Raw genomic sequence first — 23,817 nt, 5'->3', positions numbered from 1 at the left:
CCCGGTCGGGTGCTCTCCGCCCGGGATGTGCCGGATCAGGGCACGCCGCCGTGATCTTTCCGTGATCATGCCCCCTGTGAGTCTGCAACGTCGAAGTGCCCTGAGCCGGCGGGTCGTTCCGGCCGTACTCGGCACCCTCAGTGTCCTGTCCCTGCTGTCCGCCCTGCCCGCCGCAGCCCAGCCGGTGCGGCGGGACCACCGGCCCGCCGCACCGCCGCCCCGGCAGGTCACCGCCGCGGAGGCGCGCACGGACGCCCGTCTCCGCTCCCTCCGCGACCGGCCCGCGGCCCTGCGGGAGTTCTTCCGGCAGCTCCCCAAGGGCGGGGACCTGCACAACCACCTCTCCGGCGCGGTGTCCACGGAGTACCTGATCGAGCTGGCCGCCGAGGACGGGCTGTGCGTCGACACCGCGACGCTGACCGCGGTCACCCCGCCCTGCGGCGCCGGGACCCGGCCCGCCGCCGACGCGCGCACCGACCGCGCCTTCCACGACGCGCTGGTGCGCGCCTGGTCCATGCAGGACTTCCCGCCCGACGAGAGCGGGCACGACCACTTCTTCGACACCTTCGGCAGGTTCGGCGAGGTCACCTGGCGCCACCGGGGCAAGCTGCTCGCGGAGGTCGCCGACACCGTCGTCCGCAACAACCAGTCCTACCTGGAGACGATGGTCACCCCGGCCTCCGACGGCGCGAAGAAGCTCGCCGCCGAGGTCGGCTGGGACGACGACCTCGCCGCCCTGCACCGCAGGCTGGTCGCGGGCGGCAGACTGGACAAGCTGGTCGCCGAGGCCCGCAAGGAGGCGGACGACGGCGACGCCGAGTTCCGCGCCACCGAGCGGTGCGGCACCCCGCAGGCGCGGCCCGGGTGCGGCCTCACCGTCCGCTGGATCTCCCAGGCCTCCCGGGGCAGCGCGCCGGAGCGGGTCTTCACCCAGCTCGCCCTCGGCCTGCGGCTGGCCGAGGCCGATCCGCGGTTCGTCGCCGTCAACCTCGTCCAGCCCGAGGACGCGGACACCTCCCTGCGCGACTACGGCCTCCAGATGCGCATGGTCGGCTATCTGCGCACCCAGTACCCGAAGGCGCACGTCACCCTGCACGCGGGCGAGCTGTGGCCCGGGCTGGTCAAGCCGCAGGACCTGAAGTTCCACATCCGCCAGGCCGTGGACGTCGCCCGCACCGAGCGGGTCGGGCACGGCGTCGACCTGGTCCACGAGGACGACTGGCGGCGCACGGCCCGCACGATGGCGGACCGTCAGGTGGCGGTGGAGGTGCCCTTCTCCAGCAACGCCCAGATCCTCGGCGTCAAGGGAGCCGACCACCCCTTCAGCACCTACCGCCGCTACGGCGTCCCCGTCGTCCTCGCCACCGACGACCCCGGGGTGTCCCGGATCGACATCAGCCACGAGTACCAGTACGCCGCCGCCACCTACGGGCTGCGCTACCCCGAGCTGAAGGACCTGGCCCGCGCCTCCCTGGAGTACGGGTTCCTGCCGGGCGCGAGCCTGTGGCAGGGCAACCCCACCGCCAAGGGGTACCAGCCGGTCCCGGCCTGCCGTGCGGAGCACCCCGGCCTCCCCGTGCGCGGCGCGGCCTGCCGGCACCTGCTCGCCGACAGCGCCAAGGCCCGCCTCGAATGGCACCAGGAGGCCGCCTTCGCCGTCTTCGAAAGGACGCACAGGAGCTGACCCGGGTGCCCGGTGCGTCGGTGGCGGAGGTCGCCGACGCACCGGGGCCGCGCCGGCGCCGGGTGGCCGGCTGGGAGGGTGTCTTCGTGGCCCGGCCCCGGACGCCGTGGTCGGCCGCGCCGGGGCGAATTCCAGCGGTGGCCGGCGGGAAGGGTGTGGAAGGGTGGGCGGGTCCGCGTCCGCGCAACGGGAGGCAACCACCCGCATGGCCGTCATCCACCGCACGACAGTCAAGCCCAGCAAGACGGAACTGCTCGCCGACTGGCTGCCCGGCCGCCCCTGGTACCGCGGCGGCCCGGCGGCGCCCGTGCTGGAGAAGTCCGGCGGCTTCCGGCTGGACGACCCCGAGGGCGAGGTCGGCATCGAGTTCATGGTGGCCACCGACACGTCGAGCCCCGGGCGTACGGCCTATCTGGCACCGCTCACCTACCGAGGGGCGCCGCTGGAGGGCGCCGAGCACGCGCTCGTCGGCACGATGGAGCACGGGGTGCTGGGCACGCGCTGGGTGTACGACGGCTGCCACGACCCGGTGCTGGTCACGGAGTTGCTGGCGCTGTTCGAGGGCAGGGCGCGGGCGATGGCCCAGAGCATCTCGGACACCCCCGACCACGAGGTGACCCGCTCCTACGGCGGCGCGGCCCTCGGCCCGCACCCCTTCACGCCCGAGCCGGCCGACGGCGAGGACGGCACCCGCCTGCCGGTGCCCGGGGGCCTGTCCCTGCACGTCCACCGTGTCCTCACCCCGGTCGCCGAGAACCCGCCGCTGCCGCCGCGGGATGCCCTCGGCCATGTGGCGACCGGCTGGCCGGGCCCCGACGGCACCCGTCTGCGGGCCGTCTTCATGACGCTGCGCACCCTCTGATCCCGGCGGGCGCCGCCCGCAGGGAGGCGGGCGGCGCCTGTGACACGCCACGCAGCGGGCACCCCCGCCCGTCGGTCTGGCATGGACCGGTCAAATCTGTCACTCTTTCGGCAGCCCGCGCCCCGACCCACAGGGGCGCGCGCCGCACCTGAGCACAGCGATCGCGCGAGCCCCACCCCGGCCGCCCCGGCGCACCCCAGCCGACCGGGCGGTCTTCCGAGCAGGCCGGATCCCGGCCGCCGCAAAGGAGTAGCGTGTGAGACCGACCCCCCACAGGGCCCTCGGCGTCGGCCCGGTCACCGCCGCAGCGCTGGCCGCCCTCTTCCTCCCCGGCGCCTCCGCCGCCGCCCGGCCCGCCACGGCTCCCGTCGCCGCCGCCTGCACCCCGGCGCAGGTGGTCGCCAACGGCGGCTTCGAGAGCGGCACTTCACCGTGGACCCAGTCCGCGTCCACCGTGATCACCAGCCGCTCCGGGCAGACCGCCCACGGCGGCGGCTCCTACGCCTGGCTGGACGGCGTCGGCGCCACCCGCACCGACACCCTCGGCCAGAGCGTGACCGTCCCGTCCGGGTGCGGCGCCGCCACCCTCACCTTCTGGCTGCACATCGACACCGCCGAGACGACCTCGTCCACCGCCTACGACAAGCTCACGGCCAAGCTCGGCAGCACCACGCTGGCCACCTACTCGAACCTGGACGAGAACACCGGCTACGTGAAGAAGTCGATCGACGTGTCCTCGTTCGCCGGCCAGACCGTGAACCTGTCCTTCACCGGCACCGAGGACTCCAGCCTCCAGACGAGCTTCGTCCTGGACGACATCGCCCTCGACACCTCGGACGGCACCACACCACCGCCGGCCGACTCCGCACGGACCCCGGCGGCCCCGTCGTACACCGTGAACCTGAGCAGTGACACCGGCGGCACCGTCTGGACCGGGCGCGAGAGCGTGACCTTCACCAACGCCTCCGCCACCGCGCTCGGCGAGGTCTACCTCAGGCTGTGGGACAACTACCACGGCAGCTGCGACGCGATGCCCGTCAAGGTCGGCAACGTCACCGGCGGCACCGCCGGCGCCCTCTCCGTCGCCTGCACCGCCCTGAGGATCGACCTGCCGAGCCCGCTCGCCCAGGGCCAGAGCGCCACCATCGGCTTCGACCTCGGCATCACCGTGCCCAGCGGCGCCGACCGCTTCGGCCACGACGGCGCGTTCAGCTTCGTCGGCAACGCCCTGCCCGTCCTCGCCGTCCGCGACGGCGCCGGCTGGCACCTGGACCCGTACACGAACAACGGCGAGTCGTTCTACTCCCTGGCCGCCGACTTCAAGGTCACCCTGGACCACCCCAGCACCCTGCTGGTCCCGGCCACCGGCACCTCCACGGACACGCCCGGCTCCAGCGGCCGTACCGTGACCACGGCCACCGCCTCCAAGGTCCGTGACTTCGCCTGGGCCGCCGGCCCCTTCACCAGGATCTCCGGCACCTCGGCCGCCGGCGTCCCGGTGAACGTCTACTCCGTCTCGGGCATCAGCTCCACCAGCGCCCAGTCGATGCTCAGCACCGCCAGGACCGCGGTCGACGCCCACGCCTCCCGGTTCGGCGCCTACCCGTACGGCGAACTGGACGCCGTCATCGACGACAACTACTGGTTCGGCGGCATGGAGTACCCCGGGTTCGTGCTCGACGTGGTCAGCACCACCGCGCTCACCCACGAGATCGCCCACCAGTGGTGGTACGGCATCGTCGGCGACGACGAGTACACCAGCCCCTGGCTGGACGAGTCGTTCACCGACTACGCCACCGACCTCGCCCAGGGCAAGACCGGGAGCAACTGCTGGAGCGGCGTCTCCTGGGCCTCCAGCGCCGAGAAGATCACCAACTCGATGGCGTACTGGGACGCGCACTCCTCCCGGTACTCCACCGTCGTCTACGGCTACGGCAAGTGCGCCCTGCACGACCTGCGCCGCGTCCTCGGGGACACCGCCATGGCCAAGCTGCTGAAGGACTACGCGACCGCGCACTGGTACGGCGTGTCCACCACGGCCGAGTTCAAGGCGGCGGCCCAGGCCGCCACGAGCACGGACCTGACCTCCTTCTGGACGCAGCACCGCATCGAGGGGTGACGGACACCCACACGGGTTGAAACCGGCCGTGGACAGCCTCGTTGGGCGCAGCCCGGAGTGCGCGGGGGGCCGGCCCCGGGTCGGATGGATTCCGTGCGAATCCCCATATTCCGCTCCCGCGGCCGGTCCCGCCCGTGCCTCACCGGCACCCTGACCTGCCTGCTGCTGTTCCTGTCCGGTCCCCCGGCCGCGTCCGACGCGACCGGGGGCGCGCCCGAGCGCGGCAGCGCCTACATGGGCATCGGCGTCCTCGCCCACGACGGCGAGTCCGGCGATCCGCCCCCGGGTCCCCGCGCCTCCCAGACGGAGGGAGTGGACGTCTCCAGCCACCAACGCGACGTCGACTGGCCGACGCTGTGGAACGACGGCACCAAGTGGGCGTACACCAAGGCCACCGAGGGCACGTCCTACACCAACCCCTACTTCGCCCAGCAGTACGACGGCTCGTTCGACGTCGGCATGGTCCGCGGCGCCTACCACTTCGCCACCCCGGACACGGCCGGCGGCGCCGCCCAGGCCGACTGGTTCGTGGAGCACGGCGGCGGCTGGTCGAACGACGCCCAGACCCTCCCCGGCGCCCTCGACATGGAGTGGAACCCGTACGGCGACTCCTGCTACGGCAAGTCCAAGAGCGGCATGGTCGGCTGGATCCGGGACTTCCTGGAGCGCTACAAGTCCCGCACCGGCCGGGACGCGGTCATCTACACGGCGACCAACTGGTGGATCGAGTGCACCGGCGACTACGCCGGCTTCGGCGGGACCAATCCGCTGTGGATCGCCCGGTACGCCTCGACGGCCGGGCCGCTGCCGGCCGGCTGGACGTCGTACACGATGTGGCAGTACACCTCCAGCGGCCCGACGGTCGGCGACCACGACCGCTTCAACGGCTCCCGGGACAGGCTGCGGGAGTTCGCCACCGGTGACGCACCGGACGCGGAGGCGCTGCGGACACCCGGCGCCGGGACGGTGTCACGGTCCTGATCCCCGAGCGACGGCCGGACCGCCGGGCACCGGGCACGGGCCGGCGCTGGTTAGGCTCGACGCGTGCCGCATGTCGAGATACTCCAGTTGCTGGTGTCCCCGGTGCACCGCCTCGCGGGCCGGCCGGGCGACGGCCTGCCCGAGCTGCCGCCCGGCGAACTCGTGACGACGGCCGAGGTCCGCGCGGGCCTCGGCATCGTCGGGGACCGGTACTTCAACCACCCCGCCCACCGCAACGCGTCGATCACCCTCATGGCCGCCGAGCGGCTGCCGCAGCCGGGGCCGTACCCGGCCGACCTGCTGCGGACCCGGCGCAACGTCCTGCTGCGCGGGGTCGACATCGACGCCTGCATCGGCAGGACCGTCTTCCTCGACTCCGGTTCCGGACCGGTCGAACTGGAGGTGCGCAGCGCCGCGCGGCCCTGCGCCTGGATGAACACCACCCTCGGGCCCGGCGCCCAGCGCGCCCTGCGCGGCGGCGGGGGAGTGCGCTGCCGCCCGCTCACCGACGGCGTCCTCACCGTGGGTCCGGCCGTGTTCGGGGTGTGCGAACCAGGGGAGACGGCGCCCGGCGCATGAGCACGACGACCGGGTGCGGCCCTGGGGAGGGACGCCGGGGCGGCGACTTACCGGGGCCGCGCTCACCTGCCCGAGGCGGCCAACTGGTCGGCCAGCCGGTGGGCCTGGGCGAGCAGCGCGCCGTAGGTGGCGACCTCGTCGGGGTCGTCCGTCGTGGAGCGGACCAGGTCCCGGCGCAGGTCGCCGAGCGTGCCGCGCAGCCGCGCCACCGCCTCGCGCAGTTCGTCCTCGCACTCGTCGCCGAACCGGCTGTGGCTGTAGAGCCGCAGCGCACGGGCGGTCTCGCACAGGAACTGCGCGTACCGCTTCGCGAGCCCCGGGTGCGGCCGGGGCGCCGAGCGGTCCTCGGCGGCGGCCTCCAGCACCGTGCGGGTCACCCCCGCGGTGTGCACGGCCGCGTAGTCCAGCACCACCAGCGCGTCGTCGTACTCCTTGCCGGGCAGCGGCAGGGCCGGCTTGCGGCGCCCTCGCAGGTTGACGCGCAGGCTCTCCCGGCTCCACTCGACCGCCGAGCGGGCCCGCTCGACCAGTTCGTGCAGCCGCAGCGCCCGCTGGTGCCAGGCGTCGGCCTCCTCCGCGTCCCAGCGGCTGTCGGCCAGTCCGTCGGCCACGTCCCGCAGGATGTCGTGGGCCTCCTCGGTCGCGTCCCGCAGCACGGCACGGGTGTCGCGCAGGTACAGCGGCGGCCGGACCAGCGCGTTGACGGCGATGCCGACCACCGCCCCGAACAGGGCCTCGGTGAGCCGGGCCGTGGAGGTGGCGACGGTGACCGAGCCGTTGGTGAGGACGAACAGGGCGCCCGTGGCCGCGTAGATGCCCTGGCTGCCCAGCCGGCGCCACTGGCCCAGCAGCATCGCCAGGGGGAGCACCACGGCCATCGCGGCCACGGTGCTGTGCACGAGCAGTCCGACCGCGGTCGCCGCGACCGTGCCGGCCGCGATCGCCGCGAGCTGTTGCAGGCCGTGCGCGATCGACCGGTACACGGTCGACTCCACCAGGACGACCGCGACCCACGGCGCGACGAACGCGACCGGCGCCCGCAGCCACCAGCCCGCCACCGCCCACGCCACCCACGCGGCAAGCGCCGCCTTCACCGCCTGGACGGCCAGGTCCCGTTCCCGGCACGGTCCCGCGCAGGCCCGCCGCACCGCATCCACCGCGCCCGCCACGTCACGCCGTACTCCTTGCCAGGTCAGTCGTATCCCACGCACGGCGCCTCGGGTGCCACCGTTGGCGCCGGCTCATGCCACCGGGACCGGAAGTGGTGAGGGGGTGGGGTCCGGCTGCACGGGGTCAGGTGGGGTCCGGGGCCGTCCGCGCCGCCTCGCTCCAGGCGGCCTCGCGCAGCAGGCGCAGCCCGTTCAGGCCGACGAGGACCGTGGAACCCTCATGGCCGAGGACGCCCAGCGGCAGCGGCAGCGTGCCCGCGAGGTCCCAGACGACCAGGCCGGAGATGAACACCGCCGCGATGACGAGGTTCTGCACGACCAGGCGGCGGGCGCGGCGGGAGAGGGCGACGACGGCGGGCACCGCGGCCAGTTCGTCGCGCACGATCACCGCGTCGGCGGTCTCCAGCGCCAGATCGGAACCGGCGCGGCCCATCGCGACACCGGTGTGCGCGGCGGCCAGCGCGGGCGCGTCGTTGACGCCGTCCCCGACGACCAGCACCCGGCGGCCGGCGTCCTGCCGCTCCCGCACGGCGGCCACCTTGTCCTCGGGCAGCAATCCGGCCCGGACGTCGGGGATGCCGACCTCGCCGGCCAGCCGGGCGGCGGCGCGCGCGTTGTCCCCGGTCAGCAGCGTCGGGCGGCTCCCGGTCAGCGCGGTGAGCGCGGCGACGGTGGCGGCGGCGTCCGGCCGCAGCCGGTCCGCGACCCCGAGCACCCCGGCCGGAACACCGTCCACCACGACCAGCACGGCGGTACGGCCATCGGTTTCGAGCCGCGCGACGAGGGACGCGGCGGCGCGGTCGGGCGCCTGCCGGGTGGTGACCGGGGAAGCGGCGGCGGGGGAGCCGTACCCGACCGCGTGCGACGGCCCGGTCGGCGTGCCGTCGTCCGGCGTCTCGCTCGTCCCGTTCAGTAGACGGGCCGGCGCGCCCACCGCGACCGTGCGGTCCTGGACCGTGGCGGTGACGCCGACGCCCGGTGCGGACCGGAAGCCGTGGGCGGTCGGGAGGGCGAGGTCACGGGCGCGCGCGGCGTCCACCACGGCCCGGGCCAGCGGGTGCTCGCTCGGATGCTCGGCCGCCGCCGCGAGCGTGAGCAGTTCTCGCTCGCCGAGACCGGCACCGGGCAGCGGTACGACGTCCGTCACCCGCGGCGTGCCCTCGGTCAGGGTGCCCGTCTTGTCCAGCGCCACCGCGTCCACCTGCCCGAGGCGTTCCATCACCACCGCCGACTTGACCAGCACCCCGTGCCGGCCCGCGTTGGCGATCGCCGACAGCAGCGGCGGCATGGTCGCGAGCACCACCGCGCACGGCGAGGCGACGATCATGAAGGTCATGGCCCGCAGCAGCGACCCGGTCAGCGCGGCGCCGAAGGCGAGCGGCACCGCGAACACGGCGAGCGTCGCGGCGACCATGCCGAGGGAGTAGCGCTGTTCGACCTTCTCGATGAAGAGCTGGGTCGGCGCCTTGGTCCCGGACGCCTCCTCCACCATGCGCACGATCCGGGCGATCACCGAGTCGGCGGCGTCCCGGCCGACCCGCACCCGCAGCGCGCCGGTGCCGTTGAGGGTGCCGGCGTACACCTCGTCGCCGGGCTCCTTGGCGACGGGCAGCGGTTCACCGGTGATGGTGGCCTGGTCGACCTCGCTCGTCCCGTCCAGCACCCGGCCGTCGGCGCCGATCCGCTCCCCGGGCCGCACCAGCACGGTGTCGCCGACGGTGAGGTCCGCCGGGGCGACCGTCTCCTCGGTGCCGTCCGCGCGCAGCCGGGTCGCGGTGGCGGGGGCGAGGTCGAGCAGGCCGCGCACCGAGTCGGCGGTCCGGGCGGTGGCCAGCGCCTCCAGCGCCCCGGAGGTGGCGAAGATGACGATCAGCAGGGCGCCGTCCATCACCTGGCCGACGGCCGCCGCGCCGAGCGCCGCCACGATCATCAGCAGGTCGACGTCCAGGGTCCTGTCGGCCAGCGCCCGCAGCCCCGCGCGCGCGGGCTCCCAGCCGCCGGCCGCGTAGGCGAGCGCGTACGGCACGCCCCAGGCCCAGCCGGGCGCGCCGGTGAGCTGGAGGGGCAGGGCGAGCAGGAACAGCACCGTGGCCGCCGCCGCCCAGCGGGCCTCGGGCAGTGCGAGGACCCGGGTGCGGCGCCGGGGCGCGGCGGGCTCGGCACGGGCGGCCCCGGTGGGGAGGGGGCGGCGGTCGGCGAGGACGGAGGGCATGGCGGGGGAACCCTTCGGCGGGGTGGGCGACGGGCAGCGAGGCCCACCATACACGTACATATGAAGAACCTTTCAAGTGTCGTCTGTATGATGACTGCCATGGGCCATGGAGCAACTCCCGCGCGGACGGCGGTTCCCCGTACACGCCTGGACGCGGACAGCGCCACGCGCGTGGCGACCACGCTCCAGGCCCTCGCCACCCCGTCCCGGCTCCTGATCCTGTCCCGGCTGCGCGAGGGCCCGTGCGCGGCCACCGAACTCGCCGCCGAGGTCGGCATGGAACAGTCCGCGTGCTCGCACCAGTTGCGCTTGCTGCGCAACCTCGGCCTGGTCGTCGGCCGCCGCCAGGGCCGCTCGGTGATCTACGCCCTGTACGACGGCCATGTCGCCGAGCTCCTCGACCAGGCCGTCTACCACATCGAGCACCTGCGGCTCGGCCTGAGCGACGGCGCGGACGCCGGCCTGCCGCAGGAGGCGCCGTCCGGCACCGCGCGTTAGGGGTTCACCGGAAGGTCTCCGCGGGAGGGGGAGTCGGGCGATGGGCTGGGGGACACGGAGCGCCGAAGCGGACGAGGAGGCGCTGCGCCGGGCGGAACGGGCCGCCGCCGCACACGGATGGGGCGAGCGGGCGCACACCCAGCGCATCGGGAGCCGGATCACCGGTCTGGGCTGCGTGTCGCTGATGCCCGCGCTGCTCTGTCTGATCCTCGGCGCCGGCCTCTCGACCGGCCCCTACGGCCCCGGGGTGAAGGCCGTCGCCGCAGGCCTCCTCGTCCTGGCGGTCGCCCTCCCCGTGGCGGGCTTCCTCGTCGAGGGCCGGCTCACCCACCGGGACACCCGGCTCCACGTGTTCGCCGGGGGCGTCGTCGTGACCGTGGGCCTGGCCCGCACCCACGCCCTCGCCTGGCCCGAACTCGCCGTCACCGAGCGCACGGAGACCACGTCCTACGGCCAGAACAGCCACGGCCCCACCGTCCACTGGCTGTACCTGGCCGACCCGGACGGCACCCCGCTGGCCCGGATCAGCACCCGCAACCCCGCCGGCGCGGCCATCGCCCGCGCGAAGGCCGAGCGGACCGGGACCTGACCGGCCGAACCGGTGCCGGGATCGGCGTGCGGGTGGGCCTGCTGTCCGACCCGGGACGAGGGGGGCTGCCCGTCACCCCAGGCTCGGCGGCGTCCAGTCGGCGTGGCGCAGGATCGCCCGCATCGTCGCCCGGGACGGGGCCAGGCGCAGTCCCGTGTCGCGCAGGGCCACGGCCAGGGGGTGGGACAGTTGCTGGCCGAGCCGGCCGGCCTGCCGGGCGGCTCGGGCGACCGCCTGGGCGCGGGGGCGGCGCTCGGCGTCGTACCGGGCCAGCGCCGCGCCGACCGAGGCCTCCCCGGCCAGCGCGGCGGCCAGGGTGACCGCGTCCTCCAGGGCCTGGCAGGCGCCCTGGCCGAGGTGCGGGGTCATGGCGTGCGCCGCGTCGCCCAGCAGTGCCACCCGTCCCGCGGTGAACGACGGCAAGGGCGTGGCCAGTTCGTGGATGTCGTGGTGCAGCACGGCCTCGGGCCGGGTGGCGGCCAGCAGCGCGGGGACCGGGTCGTGCCAGTCGCGGAAGCGGTGGCGGAGCATGCCGAGCGGGTCGGCGTGGCGGACCCCGGGCGGCGCGTTGAGTACCGCGTGCCACTCGGCGCGGCCGTCGGTGAACGCGATGTGCCCGAACTCGGCCCCCGCGCCCCAGGTCAGCTCGAAGTCGGTGGCCACCTCCAGCGGGCCTTCGGTCAGGGCCCGCAGCACCGTCGATCCGGCGTACACCGGACCGGGATGGTCCGGGAACAACTGCCCGCGCAGCCGGCTGTGCACGCCGTCCGCCGCGACGACCAGGTCGGCCTCCAGGACATCGTCCCCGGCCGGGACGCCCACCCGGCCGGGGGCCGAGAGGTCGAGCGTGTCCACGGTCGCGCCGACGAGCAGGCACTCCTCGGGCAGCGCCGAGCGCAGCAGCCGGTGCAGGACCGCGCGCGGGATGCCGACGATGGGGGAGCCCAGCTCGCGCTCCAGCAGGGCGCCGTCCATGCGCGACAGCCACCGGCCCGCCGGGGTGCGCGTACCCCCGGTGTACTGCGGGCGCGCCGCCGCCCGGACCGCCGCGCCGACGCCCACCGCGTCCAGCGCGCGCAGTCCGTTGGCGTGCAGCGAGATGCCCGCGCCCGCGTCGGCCAGGACGGCGGCCCGCTCCACCACCCGGACCTCCCAGCCGATCCGGCGCAGGCCCAGTGCCGCGGCCAGCCCGCCGATACCGCCCCCGACCACCACCGCAGTGCCGCCCATGCCGGCCCCCTCCCGTGGGTTTCTACATCTGTAGAAGCACCCTAGCGCGCTGTTCTACGGATGTAGAAGGCGGGTGTAGAAAGAGGGGGTGGCCACAGACCGACGTACTCTCCTCGCCGACACGGCGATCACCGTGCTCGCCGACAGCGGCATGCGCGGGCTGACGCATCGCGCCGTGGACCGCGCCGCCCGGCTCCCGCCCGGCACCACCTCCGCGTACTACCGCACCCGGCAGGCCCTCCTCACCGCACTGGTCCGGCGCCTGGTCGCGCTGGACCAGGCGGAGCTGGAGGAGAGGGGCGCCGCCACGCCCGTACCGCGGACCGCCGACGAACTGACGGCCGGCATCGCCGCGCTGGTCGCGCAACGGCTCACCGGCGAGGGGCGCCGGCGCTCCCTCGCCCGCTACGCCTGCGCCGTCGAGAGCGCGCACCACCCGGAACTGCGCGAGATCCTCGTGCCGCGCGAGAACCAGGGGCGGCGGGTCGTGCGCGCCTTCCTCGCCGCGCAGGGCGTCGCGGACCCGGAGGAGCGCACGGTGACCCTGCTGACCTGCGTGGACGGGCTGGTCTTCGACCGCCTGGTGCACGGCGGGAGCGTCCGGGAGGAGGAGATCCGCGGCCTGGTCGCGGGCGCGCTGCGCTGAGCCGTACGACGACGGCGCCGGACCTTCTCCGGCGCTCACCGCGCGGGGGCCCGTCACGTCACGGAGGCACCGCGCGCAGCGCCCGCAGGACCGCCCAGACGACCGAGACCAGCGGGACCGCGACGACGGCGCCGATCACCCCGGCGACGATGCTGCCCGCGATGACCGACACGGCCACGACGAGCGGATGCAGCCGCACCGCCCAGCTCATCACCAGCGGATGCAGCACATGCCCCTCCAACTGGCCGATCACCACGATCAGCACCAGCACGCCCACCGCCGTCAGCGGGCCCCGCCCGGCGAGCGCGACGACCGTGGCGACCCCCAGCGCCACCGGCGAGCCCACCAGCGGCACGAACGCCGCGAAGAACTCCAGGAGGGTCAGCGGCAGCGCGAGCGGCACCCGCAGCGCCAGCAGGACCACCCCCACCAGGACGGCGTTGGTGGCGGCCACGATGATGATGCCGCGCGTGTATCCCGCGAAGGTCCGCCAGGCCGCCCGTCCCGCCCGGTCCCACACCGGGCGGGCACCGCTCGGCAGCAACTCGTCCCGCGCCCAGCTCCACAGGTGCTCGCCCGAGTGCAGGAAGAAGACCGAGGCGAACAGCGCCAGCGCGGCGCCGGTGACCAGCTCCACCACCCGGCCCAGCTCGCTGACCGCGCTGCTGAGCAGGGCCGCCCGGTGGGTGGAGACGTAGTGCGTCACCTGGCGCTGGAGCCCGGCGAACGCGTCGGCGCCGAGCCGGAACGGCGGCCGGTGCAGCCACTCCTCGATACGGTGGACACCGCCCCGGAACTCGTCCGCCAGCCGGGCGGACTCGCCCGCCACCGCGCCGCCCACCAGCGCCAGCAGGCCCAGCAGCAGCACCAGACTGCCCACCAGCGCGATCGCCACGCTCAGCGGCCTCGGCAGGAACCGGCTCAGCAGATCGGTCGGCGGGCGCAGTACGGACGTCACGACCAGCGCGAGGAACAGCGCGACGGCGATGAGCTGGAAGCTGCCGAGGAGGCTGAAGACGCCGTAGACGGCGGCCCCGACGAGGATCAGCCGCCAGGCGTAGGCCGCGGCGACCCGCAGCCACGGCACCGTCCGCTCGGCCGGCGGCACCGGCGGCTCCGGGCGGGGCGCGGACGGCAGCCGCACGGAGTACGCCGGGCGGCTGCCCGGCACCGCGCGCCCGGCCCGGCGCCCGCCGCCCGGCCGGGCCACCCGCCGGCGCGCGTCGCCCACCACCGCTCCCACCTCCGCTCCGCCCTGAGAGGCTCCCCGCTCACAGCCGGTCACCTCCACAGCACCGTAAGCACAGGACGCGGAAGGGGCGCGCCGAACGCACCCGGGGGCCGCGGTGGGAGGGCTCGCGCTCGCGCTGCCCGCGGTGCTCAGTCCGCCGCGGTACGGGCTGGACCGGGTTGGGGTCCGGTGGCCGGCGCGGCTCCGGGCGGCCCGTCGTGCACGGCACCGCCGGCCGGGGCGGGCAGGCCGTCGCCGAGCGCCAGGGGCTCCTCGCTCCGGCGGTAGCGGACGATCGCCTTCCCGAGCTCGATCCGTTCCGCTTCGGGAAGCATGCCGCCCTGGGCGTAGGCCAGGATGTGCTCCGCGACCCTGCGCAGCTTGACGTTCGTGCGCTGGGAGACGTCCCGCAGCGCACGCCAGGCCTCCTCCGGGGCTATCCGCCCGAGGACGACGACGGCGCCGATCGCCTGGTCGATCACGGCGTGCGAGGTCACGGCGCGTTGCAGCTGCCGGTTCTCTTCCTGCAACCGGTGGTACTCCGACGCCAGCTCGGTGGCCGAGAGCAGGACCAGCGGCTGGTGCCGGGAGAGGGCGAAGAAGGCCATGGAGCACCTTTTCGGGTGGGGGGCGTCACTGCTACGCCTGCCCCCGGTGGGCGCTTGCACACGAATTGAACCAGCCCGGCGCACCCCGGTCACGCTGTGCGCGTGGTGCGGCGCACCCGGCCCAGGACACCCGTCGCCCGGCGCCGCCCCGACGGCCGTGGGCCCGGACCCTCACGCGCCCGGTTCCCCGTCAGCCCGCTGCCCCCCACCCACTGTGATCCCGGCACCCCGCCGACCCGCCTGCGACTGCTCCGGTGTCTGCGTCAGTCCGACCTCCCGGTGTCCTGGACCGCGCGCTCCACCGGCAGCAGCTCGCGGATGTCGGCCGGCAGCGCCCCGTCCATCCGCTCGGTCAGCTCCGGGGCGAGGGCCGCGTCGAGTACCTCCATCACGGCGGCGGCCTCCCGCAGCGCCGTCTCCTCGTCGGTGCCGGCCCGGACGGCCACGCGTCCGGCGAACGCCGTCAGTCCGAACCGCTCGGCCGACGTACCGGAGTCCGGCCCGGCGGACGCGTCGACCGCCTCCCGCATGGCCGCCGCCATGTCCGGCGGCAGCTGGGCGGCCACATGCCGGGCCAGCCCGGCCGGCAGCCGTTCCGCCAGCGTGGCCACGACCGCGTGGGCGGCCCGCTCGGCCGTCCCCCGGTCGGGCAGCTGGGCCAGCGCCTGCACCTTTCCGATCATCTCGTCGTGCCGCATGAGACCGGTCCCTTCCGCACGAAGTGCCGACGGTACGCCCGCCCGTCCCCCGGCGTAGCGGCACCGGGCGAGTACCCCGTACCCGCCGGACCACGAGCGGCCGTCACCGCCTCCGTCCGGCCTCAGCTCTCCGTGGTCCGCTGGGTCCACGTCCACGCGTACTGGAGCCAGTCCGCCACGGTCAGCGCGCCGCAGCCCCCGCACACCAGCCGGGTGAGCCGGGGCGACGCCGCGTAGGAGCACACCAGCGCCCCGGTGGTCCAGGCGGCGACGCAGAACGGGCACGACACCAGGTCACCGACCGCGCGCCGGAGGCCGTCGCCGCGGGGCTCGTCCATGACCTCGCTCGCCTCGCCCTCGTCCGCGCGCCGGGTGAACGGCGCCCGCAGAAAGCTGGTGATCTTGTCCTTGGCCAGGACCCGCGACGTCTTGTACGCGGCGGCGCCCAGCAGCGCGACGTCCCAGGGCGGCACCTGCTGCGGCAGACGGACGCCCCGGCGCCGGGCGAGCAGTGCGAAGGTGCCGGTGCCCGCCAGGAACACGGCGGCGAGGGCGGCATAGCCCCCCAGGGGGACCTCGCCCTGGTCGTCGTAGCGTGCGGTGTCCGTGGCCATGCGACCTCCCAGCCTCGCGGTGCGTCCCGCGCCCTGGTCAGGGCGCGCGACGAGTTCCCTGGGCCGCCGCGCCGACACGTGACGTGCCGGTCCGCGGGGAGTATCGTATTCATCACCTGATGAATTACTGCTCTCGACGAGGAAGGGCAGAACCGCCATGGAAAAGACCACCTGCTGTGTCGTGGGGGGCGGCCCCGCGGGCATGGTGCTCGCCCTGCTGCTGGCCCGGGCCGGGATCGCGGTGACCGTGCTGGAGAAGCACGCCGACTTCCTGCGCGACTTCCGCGGTGACACGGTCCACCCGTCGACCCTGGCGCTGCTGGACGACCTCGGTCTGGCCGGGGAGTTCGCCCGGCTGCCGCAGCGCCGGGTCCGCACCGTCCAGCTGCCGCTGGGCGCCGGCCGCTCGCCGGTCACCGTGGCCGACCTCTCCGCGCTGCCCGGCCCGCACAACTACGTGGCGATGGTGCCCCAGTGGGACCTGCTCGACCTCCTCGCCGACCAGGCCCGCCGCGAGCCGTCCTTCGAGCTGAGGACGAACACGGAGGCCACCTCCTTCATCGTCGAGTCCGGACGGGTCACCGGGGTGCGCTACCGCGGCTCCGACGGCCGCACCGGCGAACTGCGCGCTCTCCTCACCGTCGCCTGCGACGGACGCGGATCACTGGCCCGCGCCCTGCCGGAACTGGGCCTGCGCCACTTCGCCTGCCCGATGGACGCCTGGTGGTTCCGCCTGCCGCGGCGCGAAGGCGACCCGAGCGGGCTCGTCGGCGGCACCGGTGAGGGCTTCCTCACCGCGATGATCGACCGCGGTGACTACTGGCAGTGCGCCGCGCTCATCCCCAAGGGCACCGACGCCGAGCGCCGCGCCGCCGGCCTGGACCGCTTCCTCGCCGCCTTCGCCGAGGCCGTCCCCTGGACCGCCGACCGGACGCACACCCTGCGCTCCTGGGACGACGTCAAGCTCCTCGACGTGCACCTGGACCGGCTGCGCCGCTGGCACCGCCCCGGTCTGCTGTGCATTGGCGACGCCGCGCACGCCATGTCCCCGGTCTTCGGCATCGGGATCAACCTCGCCGTGCAGGACGCCGTGGCCACCGCCCGCCACCTGGTCGGGCCCCTGCGCCGGGGCACCGTGGGGCTGCGTGACGTACGCGGTGTGCAGCGCCGCCGCCGTCCCACCACGGTCGTCACCCAGGCGCTGCAACGGGCGGCCCACGCCCGCGTCATCGCGCCGGTCCTGAGCGGCCGGCCGCCCCTGGGCGGCGCGCAGCGGGCCCAGCGCCTCGCGGGCCTGCTCGGCGACGCGCCGTGGCTACGCCGCCTCCCCGCCTACTTCATCGCCTACGGCGCCCTCCGGGAGCGCCCGCCGAGCGAGGCGGTGCGCCGGCCGACGGCGGGCGGACGCACCGGGTGAGCGCGTGGGGCGCGAGCGGGATCTCCCGGTGAGTGGGTCACGTCACATATGACCTGGTACGCACCCCCTCCCGGCCGTGCCCGGCGCGGGGCTACCGTTGCGGGGAGCCCTGTACCCCCTCGCACCTCGGACGGCCCGGCTGTGCTCACTGATCTGTCCCCCCTGATAGCCGCGACGGCACGCTGGCTGACGGTCGCCTACCCGCCGTGCGGCGGCGCGCTGGCCTCCGCGCTCTGCGAGGCGCAGGCCCGGCAGGCGGTGACGGTCGCCGCCTGGCTGCGGTACCCCACGGCGATCGACGCCGGCCTCGTCACCATGGCCGGCCCCGGAGGCGCGGCCCGCCTCGACTGGATCGCCGGCGCCGAGCGGACCGGCGAGCACCCGGCCGAGGACTGGGCCTGGCGCACCTGGGTGGACGAGGTCGTGGCCAGCTGGGCCGCCGCCCTGCTCACCGACCCCGAGCTGGCCGAGCTGGCCGTCGCCGCACTCGACGGGAGCGAGCACGCCGCGACGCCGACCGAGTTCCGCCGGCTGCTCGCCCCCGACGACGGCGACCGCGGCGCGGCGGCCCTGCTGCGCCACCCCGACCTGCTGTGGCCGGTGGCCGAGCTGCACCACGACCAGCTCGTGGACCGCCTCGCCCCCGGGGAGACCCTCGCGGCCTGACCCGGCGGGGCCGGCTCACCGGCACCGCACGGCACCGGCCGGGCCCCGTGTCGTACGCCCCGCACCGGGGTACTCGCGCAGCCGACGCGGGAGCCGCCCGTCGCGGGAAGGGCCCGGCCATGACCTTCAAGAACCCCGTCCAACGCGGCGGCCCGCGCCGCGGCCGGTTCGAGCAGCTCGCCGAATACGCCTCGAACTTCACCAGCTCACCGCTGTTCTTCCTGTTCTGCCTGCTCCTCGTCAGCTTCTTCGTGGCCTCCCACGTCGCCCATCTGCCGCTTGAGGTGCTGCTCCTCGCGGGCGAGTCCATGACGGCGGTCGCCCTGCTGCTCCTGGCCCTGCTGAAGAACTCCGAGATGCGCGCCGAACACGCGATCCAGCGCAAGCTCGACGCGATCGCCGCCGCCCTGCTGGAAGCGCACCAGGACAACCGGAGCCAGGCCTTCGAGGACCTGCGGAACGCCATCCGGATGGAGGAAGAGACCTGAGCGGGGCCGGCGAAACGCCGCAGCGGTCCTTCCCGGCACCCGGACGAGCGACGACCATGCCGTGTCATGGACATTCTGCTCGTCGCCAGCGCGTTCAACAGCCTCTCCCAGCGCCTGTACGCCGAACTGTCGGACCTCGGGCACCGGCTGGACGTCGTGCTCGCCGCGCACGGCCCCGACCCGGTCCGGGCCGCCGTGCGCGAGCTGCGCCCCGACCTGATCATCGCGCCGATGCTCAGGACGGCCCTGCCCGAGGACGTGTGGCGGGAGCACACCTGCCTGATCGTGCACCCCGGCCCGCCGGGTGACCGGGGCCCGTCCTCGCTGGACTGGGCCATCGCCGACGGGGCGGAGCAGTGGGGCGTGACCGTGCTCCAGGCCGAGGCGGCGATGGACGCGGGCCCGGTCTGGGCGGCCGAGCCGTTCCCCGTAGCACCGGTCGGCAAGAGCGACCTCTACCGCAACGAGGCCTCCGACGCCGCCGTCACCGCCGTCCTGACGGCCGTACGGCGCTACGCCGACGGCGCGTACAAGCCCCTGCCGCAGACCGACGCGTCGGTCACCGTCGTCTGGCGCGACACCTTCCGGCAGGAGCGGCGGCGGATCGACTGGGAGCACGACGACACCGACACGGTCCTGCGCAAGCTCCGCGGCGCCGACTCCCAGCCCGGCGTCCTGGACGAACTCCTCGGCCACGAGGTGTTCCTGCACGGCGGGCACCCCGAGGACGAACTGCGCGGCCGTCCCGGCGCCCTGCTGGCCCAGCGCGCGGGCGCCGTCTGCCGGGCCACCCGCGACGGCGCGGTCTGGATCCCGGAACTGCGCCCCCGCAGGAACTCCGGCGACCCGGCGCCCTTCCGCCGCCCGGCCGCCTCGGTCCTCGCCGGGTACCGGCCCGGCCCCGCCCTCCCGGAGGTCCCCGCGCCACTGGACCTCCCGCCCGGCCGGCGCACCTGGACCGACATCCGCTACCGGCAGCACGGCGACACCGGCTTCCTCGCCTTCTCCTTCCCGGGCGGCGCGATGAGCACCGACCAGTGCCGCAGACTGCTCGCCGCCTACACCGAGGCGCTCACCCGCCCCACCCGCGTCCTCGTCCTCGGCGGCACCCGCGACTTCTTCTCCAACGGCATCCACCTGAACGTCGTCGAGGCGGCCCCCGACCCGGCCCAGGAGTCCTGGGCCAACCTCAACGCCATGGACGACCTCGTGGAGGCCGTGCTGCGCACCACCGACCGGCTGGTGGTCGCCGCGCTCGGCGGCAACGCGGCGGCCGGCGGCGCCATGCTGGCCCTCGCCGCCGACCAGGTGTGGTGCCGCACCGGCGTCGTCCTCAACCCGCACTACCGGCGCATGGGCCTGTACGGCTCCGAGTTCTGGACGTACACCCTGCCGCGCCGCGTCGGCCCGGACGAGGCCGAGCGGCTGACGACACGGGCCCTGCCGGTCAGCGCCGCGACCGCCGCACGGCTCGGCCTCGTGGACCGGCTGGTGCCGGCCGCGCCGCGGGACTTCACCGCCGAGGTCGAGCGACTGGCGACCGGGCTCGCCGCCGCCCCGGACCTGGACCGGCGGATCGCCGCCAAGGCGGCGGCCCGCGCCGCCGACGAGCGGGAACGGCCCCTCGCCCGCTACCGGGAGGCGGAACTGGCCCGCATGCACGCCCTCTTCTTCGACCCCGGGGCCCCCTACCACGCCCTGCGTTCGGCCTTCGTCCGCAAGACACCGGGCGGCTCCGCCCGGCCCCTCGCCCAGGCCGCCGGAGGCACCCGGTGACGCCGCGCCTCCTGGTGGCCGGCGTCGGCAACATCTTCCTCGCCGACGACGCCTTCGGCCCCGAGGTGATCCGCGCCCTGGAACAGCGCCCGCTGCCGCCCGGCGCACGGGTCCACGACTACGGCATCCGCGGCCTGGACCTCGCCTACGACCTGCTGTCCGGCTGCGCCACCGCCGTCCTCGTCGACGCGGCCCCGCGCGGGCACCGCCCCGGCACCCTCTCCCTGATCGAGGCCGCACCCCCCGACGGGACCGTCGCGCCCGAGGCCCACGGCATGGACCCGGCGAAGGTGCTGGCCCTGGCCGCCCACCTGGGTGACGAGCCCCTGCCCCGGATCCTCGTCCTCGCCTGCGAACCCGGCGTCCTGCCGGGCGACGACGACCTCCTCCCCGGTCTCAGCGCGCCGGTGCGGGAAGCCGTCGACCGGGCCGTCGACGCGCTGCACGCGCTCGTCCCCGCCCTCCTCACCGACCCCGCCGGCCCCCTGCCCCCGTTGGGCTGCCCGGTGGAATCCGGGACCCCGCACCCGGCTGCGCTGCCCGGCACGGCGCCCGGCGCGACCGAAGATCGGTGAGACCCCCGGGCCGCACCGGACGCGGCCCGGGCACCACCGCACCCGAGGAGCAGCGCCCATGTGCCGGTCCGACGTCAAACAGGCCGTGCTGGCGAAGAACGACGGCCTGGCCGCGAGCCTGCGCGACGACCTCGCCCGGCAGGGCGTCACCCTGGTCAACCTGCTGTCCAGCCCGGGCAGCGGCAAGACCGAACTCCTCGCCCGGGTGCTGGCCCGCGCCGGGGAGCGGGGCGTCCCGGTGGCCGCGCTCACCGCGGACCTCGCGACCGAGAACGACGCCGTCCGGCTCGCCCGGTCCGGCGCACCCGTCCAGCAACTGCTCACCGACGGGCTGTGCCACCTGGAGGCCCGCCAGGTCGGCGCCCGGCTGACCGGCTGGCTGCCACCGGACACCTCGGTGCTCTTCGTGGAGAACGTCGGCAACCTGGTCTGCCCGGCCGCGTACGACCTCGGGGAGACCCTGCGCATCGTGCTGATGGCGGTCACCGAGGGCGAGGACAAGCCGCTGAAGTACCCGACCGCGTTCGGCTCCGCCCACCTCGTCGTGATCACCAAGACCGACCTCGCCGGACCGGCCGGCTTCGACGAGAGCCTCTTCCACGAGAACGTGCACCAGGTCAACCCGGGCGTGGAGATCATCCGCTCGTGCGCCCGCACCGGCACCGGCGTCGGCGCCCTGCTCGACCGCGCCCTCGCCGCCCGCGACGGCGCCCCGCCGCACCGCCCCCCGCTCGCCCCGCACCCGCACCACCACCCCGCTTCCGCCCCCGCCTCGTGACCGCGCCCGTCACCCGCCCGGTCCGCCGCCGGATCACCGTGCGCGGCACGGTCCAGGGCGTCGGCTTCCGGCCGTACGTGCACCGGCTGGCCGCCGGGCTCGCGCTGACCGGGTTCGTGAGCAACACCGCGGACGGCGTCCTCATCGAGGTCGAGGGCCCGCCGGACGACGTGGACCGGTTCGCCGGCCGGCTGACCGAGCAGCCGCCCCCGCTCGCGACCGTGACCGGCGTCGGCTGCGAGGACGTCCCCGCCACCGGCGCCACCGGCCCCTTCACCATCCGCCCCACCGAGCGCTCCCCGGGCCGCACCCAGCTCCCGCCCGACACCGCGACCTGCGCCGACTGCCTGCGCGAACTCGCCGACCCCGGCGACCGCCGGCACCGCCACCCCTTCGTCACCTGCACCCACTGCGGCCCCCGCTTCACCATCGCCACCGGGATGCCGTACGACCGGCCGGCCACCACCATGGCCGGCTTCCCGATGTGCCCCGCCTGCGCCCGCGAGTACGGCGACCCGGCCGACCGGCGCTTCCACGCCCAGCCCGTCGCCTGCCCCGACTGCGGCCCGCGCCTCGCCCTCGTCCCGGCCGCGGGCCTCGGTGTCCGCCCGGCCCGGGACGCGGAGGCCCTCGCGACGGCACGGGCGCTGCTCGCCGCCGGGCGCGTCGTCGCCGTCAAGGGCGTCGGCGGCTACCACCTGGCCTGCGACGCGACCGACGCCCGGGCCGTCGCCACCCTGCGCCGCCGCAAGGAGCGGGGCGGCAAGGCCTTCGCCGTGATGTGCGCCGACCTGGAGACGGCGGAACGCGTCGCGCTGCTCTCCGCCGCCGAACGGGCCGCGCTCACCAGCGCCCGCCGCCCCATCGTCCTGCTGCGCCGCCGCACACCCCCGGACGGCGTCCGCCTCGCCGACCAGGTCTGCCCGGACAGCCCGCACGTCGGCCTGCTGCTGCCCTACACCCCCGTGCACACCCTGCTCCTCGGCCTGCCCGGCGACCCACCCGGCCCCCGGGTCCTGGTCATGACCAGCGGCAACCGCTCCGGCGAGCCCATCGTCACCGACGACGCCGAGGCCCTGACCCGGCTGGCCGGACTCGCCGACGCCTGGCTCACCCACGACCGGCCCATCGCCTCCCCCTGCGACGACTCCCTGCTGCGCGTGCGGCCCGACGGCACCGAACAGGTCCTGCGCCGCTCCCGCGGCTACGTTCCCCGCCCGCTGCGCCTCCCGCTCCCGGTCCGGCCCACCCTCGCCACCGGCGGCGACCTGAAGAACGCGCTGTGCCTGGGGGAGGGCGACCAGGCCTGGTTCGGGCCGCACATCGGCGACCTCGGCGACCTGGCCGGCCTCGCCGCAGCGGAACGCGCCGAACGGCACCTCACCCTCCTCACCGGGGTCACCCCCCGGCTGGCCGCCGCCGACCGCCACCCCGGCTACCACTCGACCCGCCGGGCCGCCCGGCTCGGCCTGGGCGAGCCGGTGCTGGTCCAGCACCACCACGCCCACATCGCCTCGGCGATGGCCGAACACGGTCTCGACGGCCGCACGCCCGTCATCGGCGTCGCCTTCGACGGCACCGGCTACGGCGACGACGGCACGGTGTGGGGCGGCGAGATCCTGCTCGCCGACTACACCGGCTACCGCCGCCTGGCCCGGCTGACCCCCGCCCCGCTGCCCGGCGGCGACACCGGCGTCGCCAACCCCTGCCGGCTCGCCCTGGCCCGGCTGTGGGCGGCGGGACTGCCGTGGGAACCCGGACTGCCGAGCGTCGAGGCGTGCACCGAGACCGAACTCGCCGTACTGCGACAGCAGTTGACGCGCGGACTGGCCTGCGTGCCGACCTCCGGCATGGGCCGGCTCTTCGACGCCGTGTCCTCCCTCGTGGGGCTGTGCCACCGCGCCGGCTACGAGGCACAGGCGGCGCTGGAACTGGAGGCGGCGGCGCTGACGGCATGGGACGCGGACAAGGGCGCCTACCCGTTCGGCCTCACCCCCCTGTCCGGCATCGGGGGCGCAACCCCGTGGCGCCGGTCGCCCGGCCGGCGGACCCCGGCGGCCGGCTGGGAGATGAACCCGGCGCCCGTGCTGCGTGCTCTGCTGCGCGACCGGGCCCGCCGCACCCCCGTCCCCGTCCTGGCCGCCCGCTTCCACCGGGGCGTCGCCCGGGCGGTGGCGCACCTGTGCCGCCGGACCCGGGCGCGGACCGGCCTCACCACCGTCGTCCTCACCGGCGGTGTCTTCGCCAACGCCTTGCTGGAGGAGGAGACCGCCGCGCTGCTCAGCACGGCCGGCCTCACCGTCCTGCGGCACGGCGAAGTCCCCCCGAACGACGGCGGTCTGGCGCTCGGCCAGCTGATGGTCGCGGGAACAGCAGCCCACCACGAGACGGAGTGAC

The 23,817-nt window shown here is 75.5% G+C and carries 22 protein-coding genes; 15 read left to right on the top strand and 7 right to left on the bottom strand.

Features of this window, described 5'->3' with window-relative positions; translation table 11 throughout:
- Window positions 1-67 precede the first annotated feature (67 nt).
- From AQJ11_RS15055 to AQJ11_RS15035, 5 genes are all read left to right on the top strand, one after another.
- Window positions 68-1,684 carry an adenosine deaminase family protein gene (locus tag AQJ11_RS15055; protein ID WP_351794565.1) on the top strand — a complete coding sequence of 539 codons (1,617 nt, stop codon included), beginning with the start codon at window positions 68-70 and terminating at the stop codon, window positions 1,682-1,684.
- 205 nt (window positions 1,685-1,889) lie between these two features.
- Window positions 1,890-2,546: a maltokinase N-terminal cap-like domain-containing protein gene (locus AQJ11_RS15050; RefSeq protein WP_059263380.1), complete on the top strand. Its 657-nt coding sequence runs from the start codon at window positions 1,890-1,892 to the stop codon at window positions 2,544-2,546.
- A 256-nt stretch (window positions 2,547-2,802) separates the two neighbouring features.
- Entirely contained in the window at window positions 2,803-4,665 is a 1,863-nt protein-coding gene (locus tag AQJ11_RS15045) for a M1 family metallopeptidase (protein WP_059263379.1), read from the top strand.
- An 84-nt stretch (window positions 4,666-4,749) separates the two neighbouring features.
- Entirely contained in the window at window positions 4,750-5,646 is an 897-nt protein-coding gene (locus tag AQJ11_RS15040) for a lysozyme (protein WP_398780304.1), read from the top strand.
- Window positions 5,647-5,709: 63 nt separating this feature from the next.
- Window positions 5,710-6,225: an MOSC domain-containing protein gene (locus AQJ11_RS15035; RefSeq protein WP_059263378.1), complete on the top strand. Its 516-nt coding sequence runs from the start codon at window positions 5,710-5,712 to the stop codon at window positions 6,223-6,225.
- Between the two features lie 62 nt (window positions 6,226-6,287).
- Here the strand turns inward: AQJ11_RS15035 and AQJ11_RS15030 are convergent, their stop codons facing one another.
- On the bottom strand, window positions 6,288-7,394 hold the full coding sequence (locus tag AQJ11_RS15030) for an FUSC family protein (RefSeq protein ID WP_059263377.1): 1,107 nt from the start codon (window positions 7,392-7,394) through the stop codon (window positions 6,288-6,290).
- A gap of 124 nt (window positions 7,395-7,518) precedes the next feature.
- The gene (locus AQJ11_RS15025) at window positions 7,519-9,606 is read right to left on the bottom strand and encodes a heavy metal translocating P-type ATPase (protein ID WP_059263376.1); all 2,088 of its coding nucleotides are present in this window, start codon (window positions 9,604-9,606) and stop codon (window positions 7,519-7,521) included.
- Between the two features lie 99 nt (window positions 9,607-9,705).
- Between AQJ11_RS15025 and AQJ11_RS15020 the strand changes: the two genes are divergently transcribed.
- Together AQJ11_RS15020 and AQJ11_RS15015 are read left to right on the top strand one after the other, a co-directional pair.
- Complete coding sequence (locus AQJ11_RS15020; protein ID WP_063609134.1) at window positions 9,706-10,104, top strand: ArsR/SmtB family transcription factor; 399 nt, start codon at window positions 9,706-9,708, stop codon at window positions 10,102-10,104.
- Between the two features lie 40 nt (window positions 10,105-10,144).
- Complete coding sequence (locus tag AQJ11_RS15015) at window positions 10,145-10,693, top strand: hypothetical protein (RefSeq protein ID WP_059263375.1); 549 nt, start codon at window positions 10,145-10,147, stop codon at window positions 10,691-10,693.
- Window positions 10,694-10,765: 72 nt separating this feature from the next.
- Here AQJ11_RS15015 and AQJ11_RS15010 read toward each other — a convergent pair whose 3' ends face one another.
- A complete protein-coding gene (locus tag AQJ11_RS15010) occupies window positions 10,766-11,923 on the bottom strand; it encodes an FAD-dependent monooxygenase (protein ID WP_059263374.1) in 1,158 nt (385 codons plus the stop codon).
- A gap of 88 nt (window positions 11,924-12,011) precedes the next feature.
- Here AQJ11_RS15010 and AQJ11_RS15005 point away from each other — a divergent pair, with 88 nt between their 5' ends.
- Window positions 12,012-12,569, top strand: a complete 558-nt coding sequence (locus tag AQJ11_RS15005) for a TetR/AcrR family transcriptional regulator (RefSeq protein ID WP_014670597.1) — start codon at window positions 12,012-12,014, stop codon at window positions 12,567-12,569.
- Window positions 12,570-12,627: 58 nt separating this feature from the next.
- On the opposite strand, the gene AQJ11_RS15000 is transcribed toward AQJ11_RS15005, so the two are convergent.
- From AQJ11_RS15000 to AQJ11_RS14985, 4 genes are all read right to left on the bottom strand, one after another.
- The gene (locus AQJ11_RS15000) at window positions 12,628-13,803 is read right to left on the bottom strand and encodes an AI-2E family transporter (protein WP_059263373.1); all 1,176 of its coding nucleotides are present in this window, start codon (window positions 13,801-13,803) and stop codon (window positions 12,628-12,630) included.
- 146 nt (window positions 13,804-13,949) lie between these two features.
- Window positions 13,950-14,408, bottom strand: a complete 459-nt coding sequence (locus AQJ11_RS14995; protein WP_059263372.1) for an ANTAR domain-containing protein — start codon at window positions 14,406-14,408, stop codon at window positions 13,950-13,952.
- A gap of 263 nt (window positions 14,409-14,671) precedes the next feature.
- Window positions 14,672-15,106 carry a DUF2267 domain-containing protein gene (locus tag AQJ11_RS14990; RefSeq protein ID WP_059263371.1) on the bottom strand — a complete coding sequence of 145 codons (435 nt, stop codon included), beginning with the start codon at window positions 15,104-15,106 and terminating at the stop codon, window positions 14,672-14,674.
- Window positions 15,107-15,228: 122 nt separating this feature from the next.
- Window positions 15,229-15,720 carry a DUF1360 domain-containing protein gene (locus tag AQJ11_RS14985; RefSeq protein WP_014670593.1) on the bottom strand — a complete coding sequence of 164 codons (492 nt, stop codon included), beginning with the start codon at window positions 15,718-15,720 and terminating at the stop codon, window positions 15,229-15,231.
- Window positions 15,721-15,877: 157 nt separating this feature from the next.
- On the opposite strand from AQJ11_RS14985, the gene AQJ11_RS14980 reads away from it, so the two are divergent.
- The 7 genes from AQJ11_RS14980 to hypF all read left to right on the top strand — a co-directional run bounded on the left by AQJ11_RS14980 (window position 15,878) and on the right by hypF (window position 23,816).
- Window positions 15,878-17,137, top strand: a complete 1,260-nt coding sequence (locus AQJ11_RS14980; protein WP_014670592.1) for an FAD-dependent oxidoreductase — start codon at window positions 15,878-15,880, stop codon at window positions 17,135-17,137.
- 141 nt (window positions 17,138-17,278) lie between these two features.
- Window positions 17,279-17,803 carry a hypothetical protein gene (locus tag AQJ11_RS14975; protein WP_014670591.1) on the top strand — a complete coding sequence of 175 codons (525 nt, stop codon included), beginning with the start codon at window positions 17,279-17,281 and terminating at the stop codon, window positions 17,801-17,803.
- A 119-nt stretch (window positions 17,804-17,922) separates the two neighbouring features.
- A complete protein-coding gene (locus AQJ11_RS14970; protein ID WP_014670590.1) occupies window positions 17,923-18,291 on the top strand; it encodes a hypothetical protein in 369 nt (122 codons plus the stop codon).
- A 66-nt stretch (window positions 18,292-18,357) separates the two neighbouring features.
- Window positions 18,358-20,067, top strand: coding sequence for a hydrogenase maturation protein (locus AQJ11_RS14965; RefSeq protein ID WP_059263370.1), 1,710 nt, complete (start codon window positions 18,358-18,360; stop codon window positions 20,065-20,067).
- On the top strand, window positions 20,064-20,642 hold the full coding sequence (locus tag AQJ11_RS14960; protein ID WP_014670588.1) for a hydrogenase maturation protease: 579 nt from the start codon (window positions 20,064-20,066) through the stop codon (window positions 20,640-20,642). Before AQJ11_RS14965 ends, AQJ11_RS14960 begins: the two co-directional genes overlap by 4 nt.
- Before the next feature lie 58 nt (window positions 20,643-20,700).
- Window positions 20,701-21,420: a hydrogenase nickel incorporation protein HypB gene (hypB, locus tag AQJ11_RS14955; protein ID WP_014670587.1), complete on the top strand. Its 720-nt coding sequence runs from the start codon at window positions 20,701-20,703 to the stop codon at window positions 21,418-21,420.
- Window positions 21,417-23,816, top strand: a complete 2,400-nt coding sequence (gene hypF, locus AQJ11_RS14950) for a carbamoyltransferase HypF (RefSeq protein ID WP_059263369.1) — start codon at window positions 21,417-21,419, stop codon at window positions 23,814-23,816. Before hypB ends, hypF begins: the two co-directional genes overlap by 4 nt.
- Window position 23,817 lies beyond the last annotated feature (1 nt).

The sequence above is a fragment of the Streptomyces corchorusii genome (assembly GCF_001514055.1).
Lineage (GTDB): Bacteria > Actinomycetota > Actinomycetes > Streptomycetales > Streptomycetaceae > Streptomyces > Streptomyces olivaceoviridis.
Note: the sequence above shows the minus strand (reverse complement) of the source record. Positions and strands in the feature narration are given on the sequence as shown.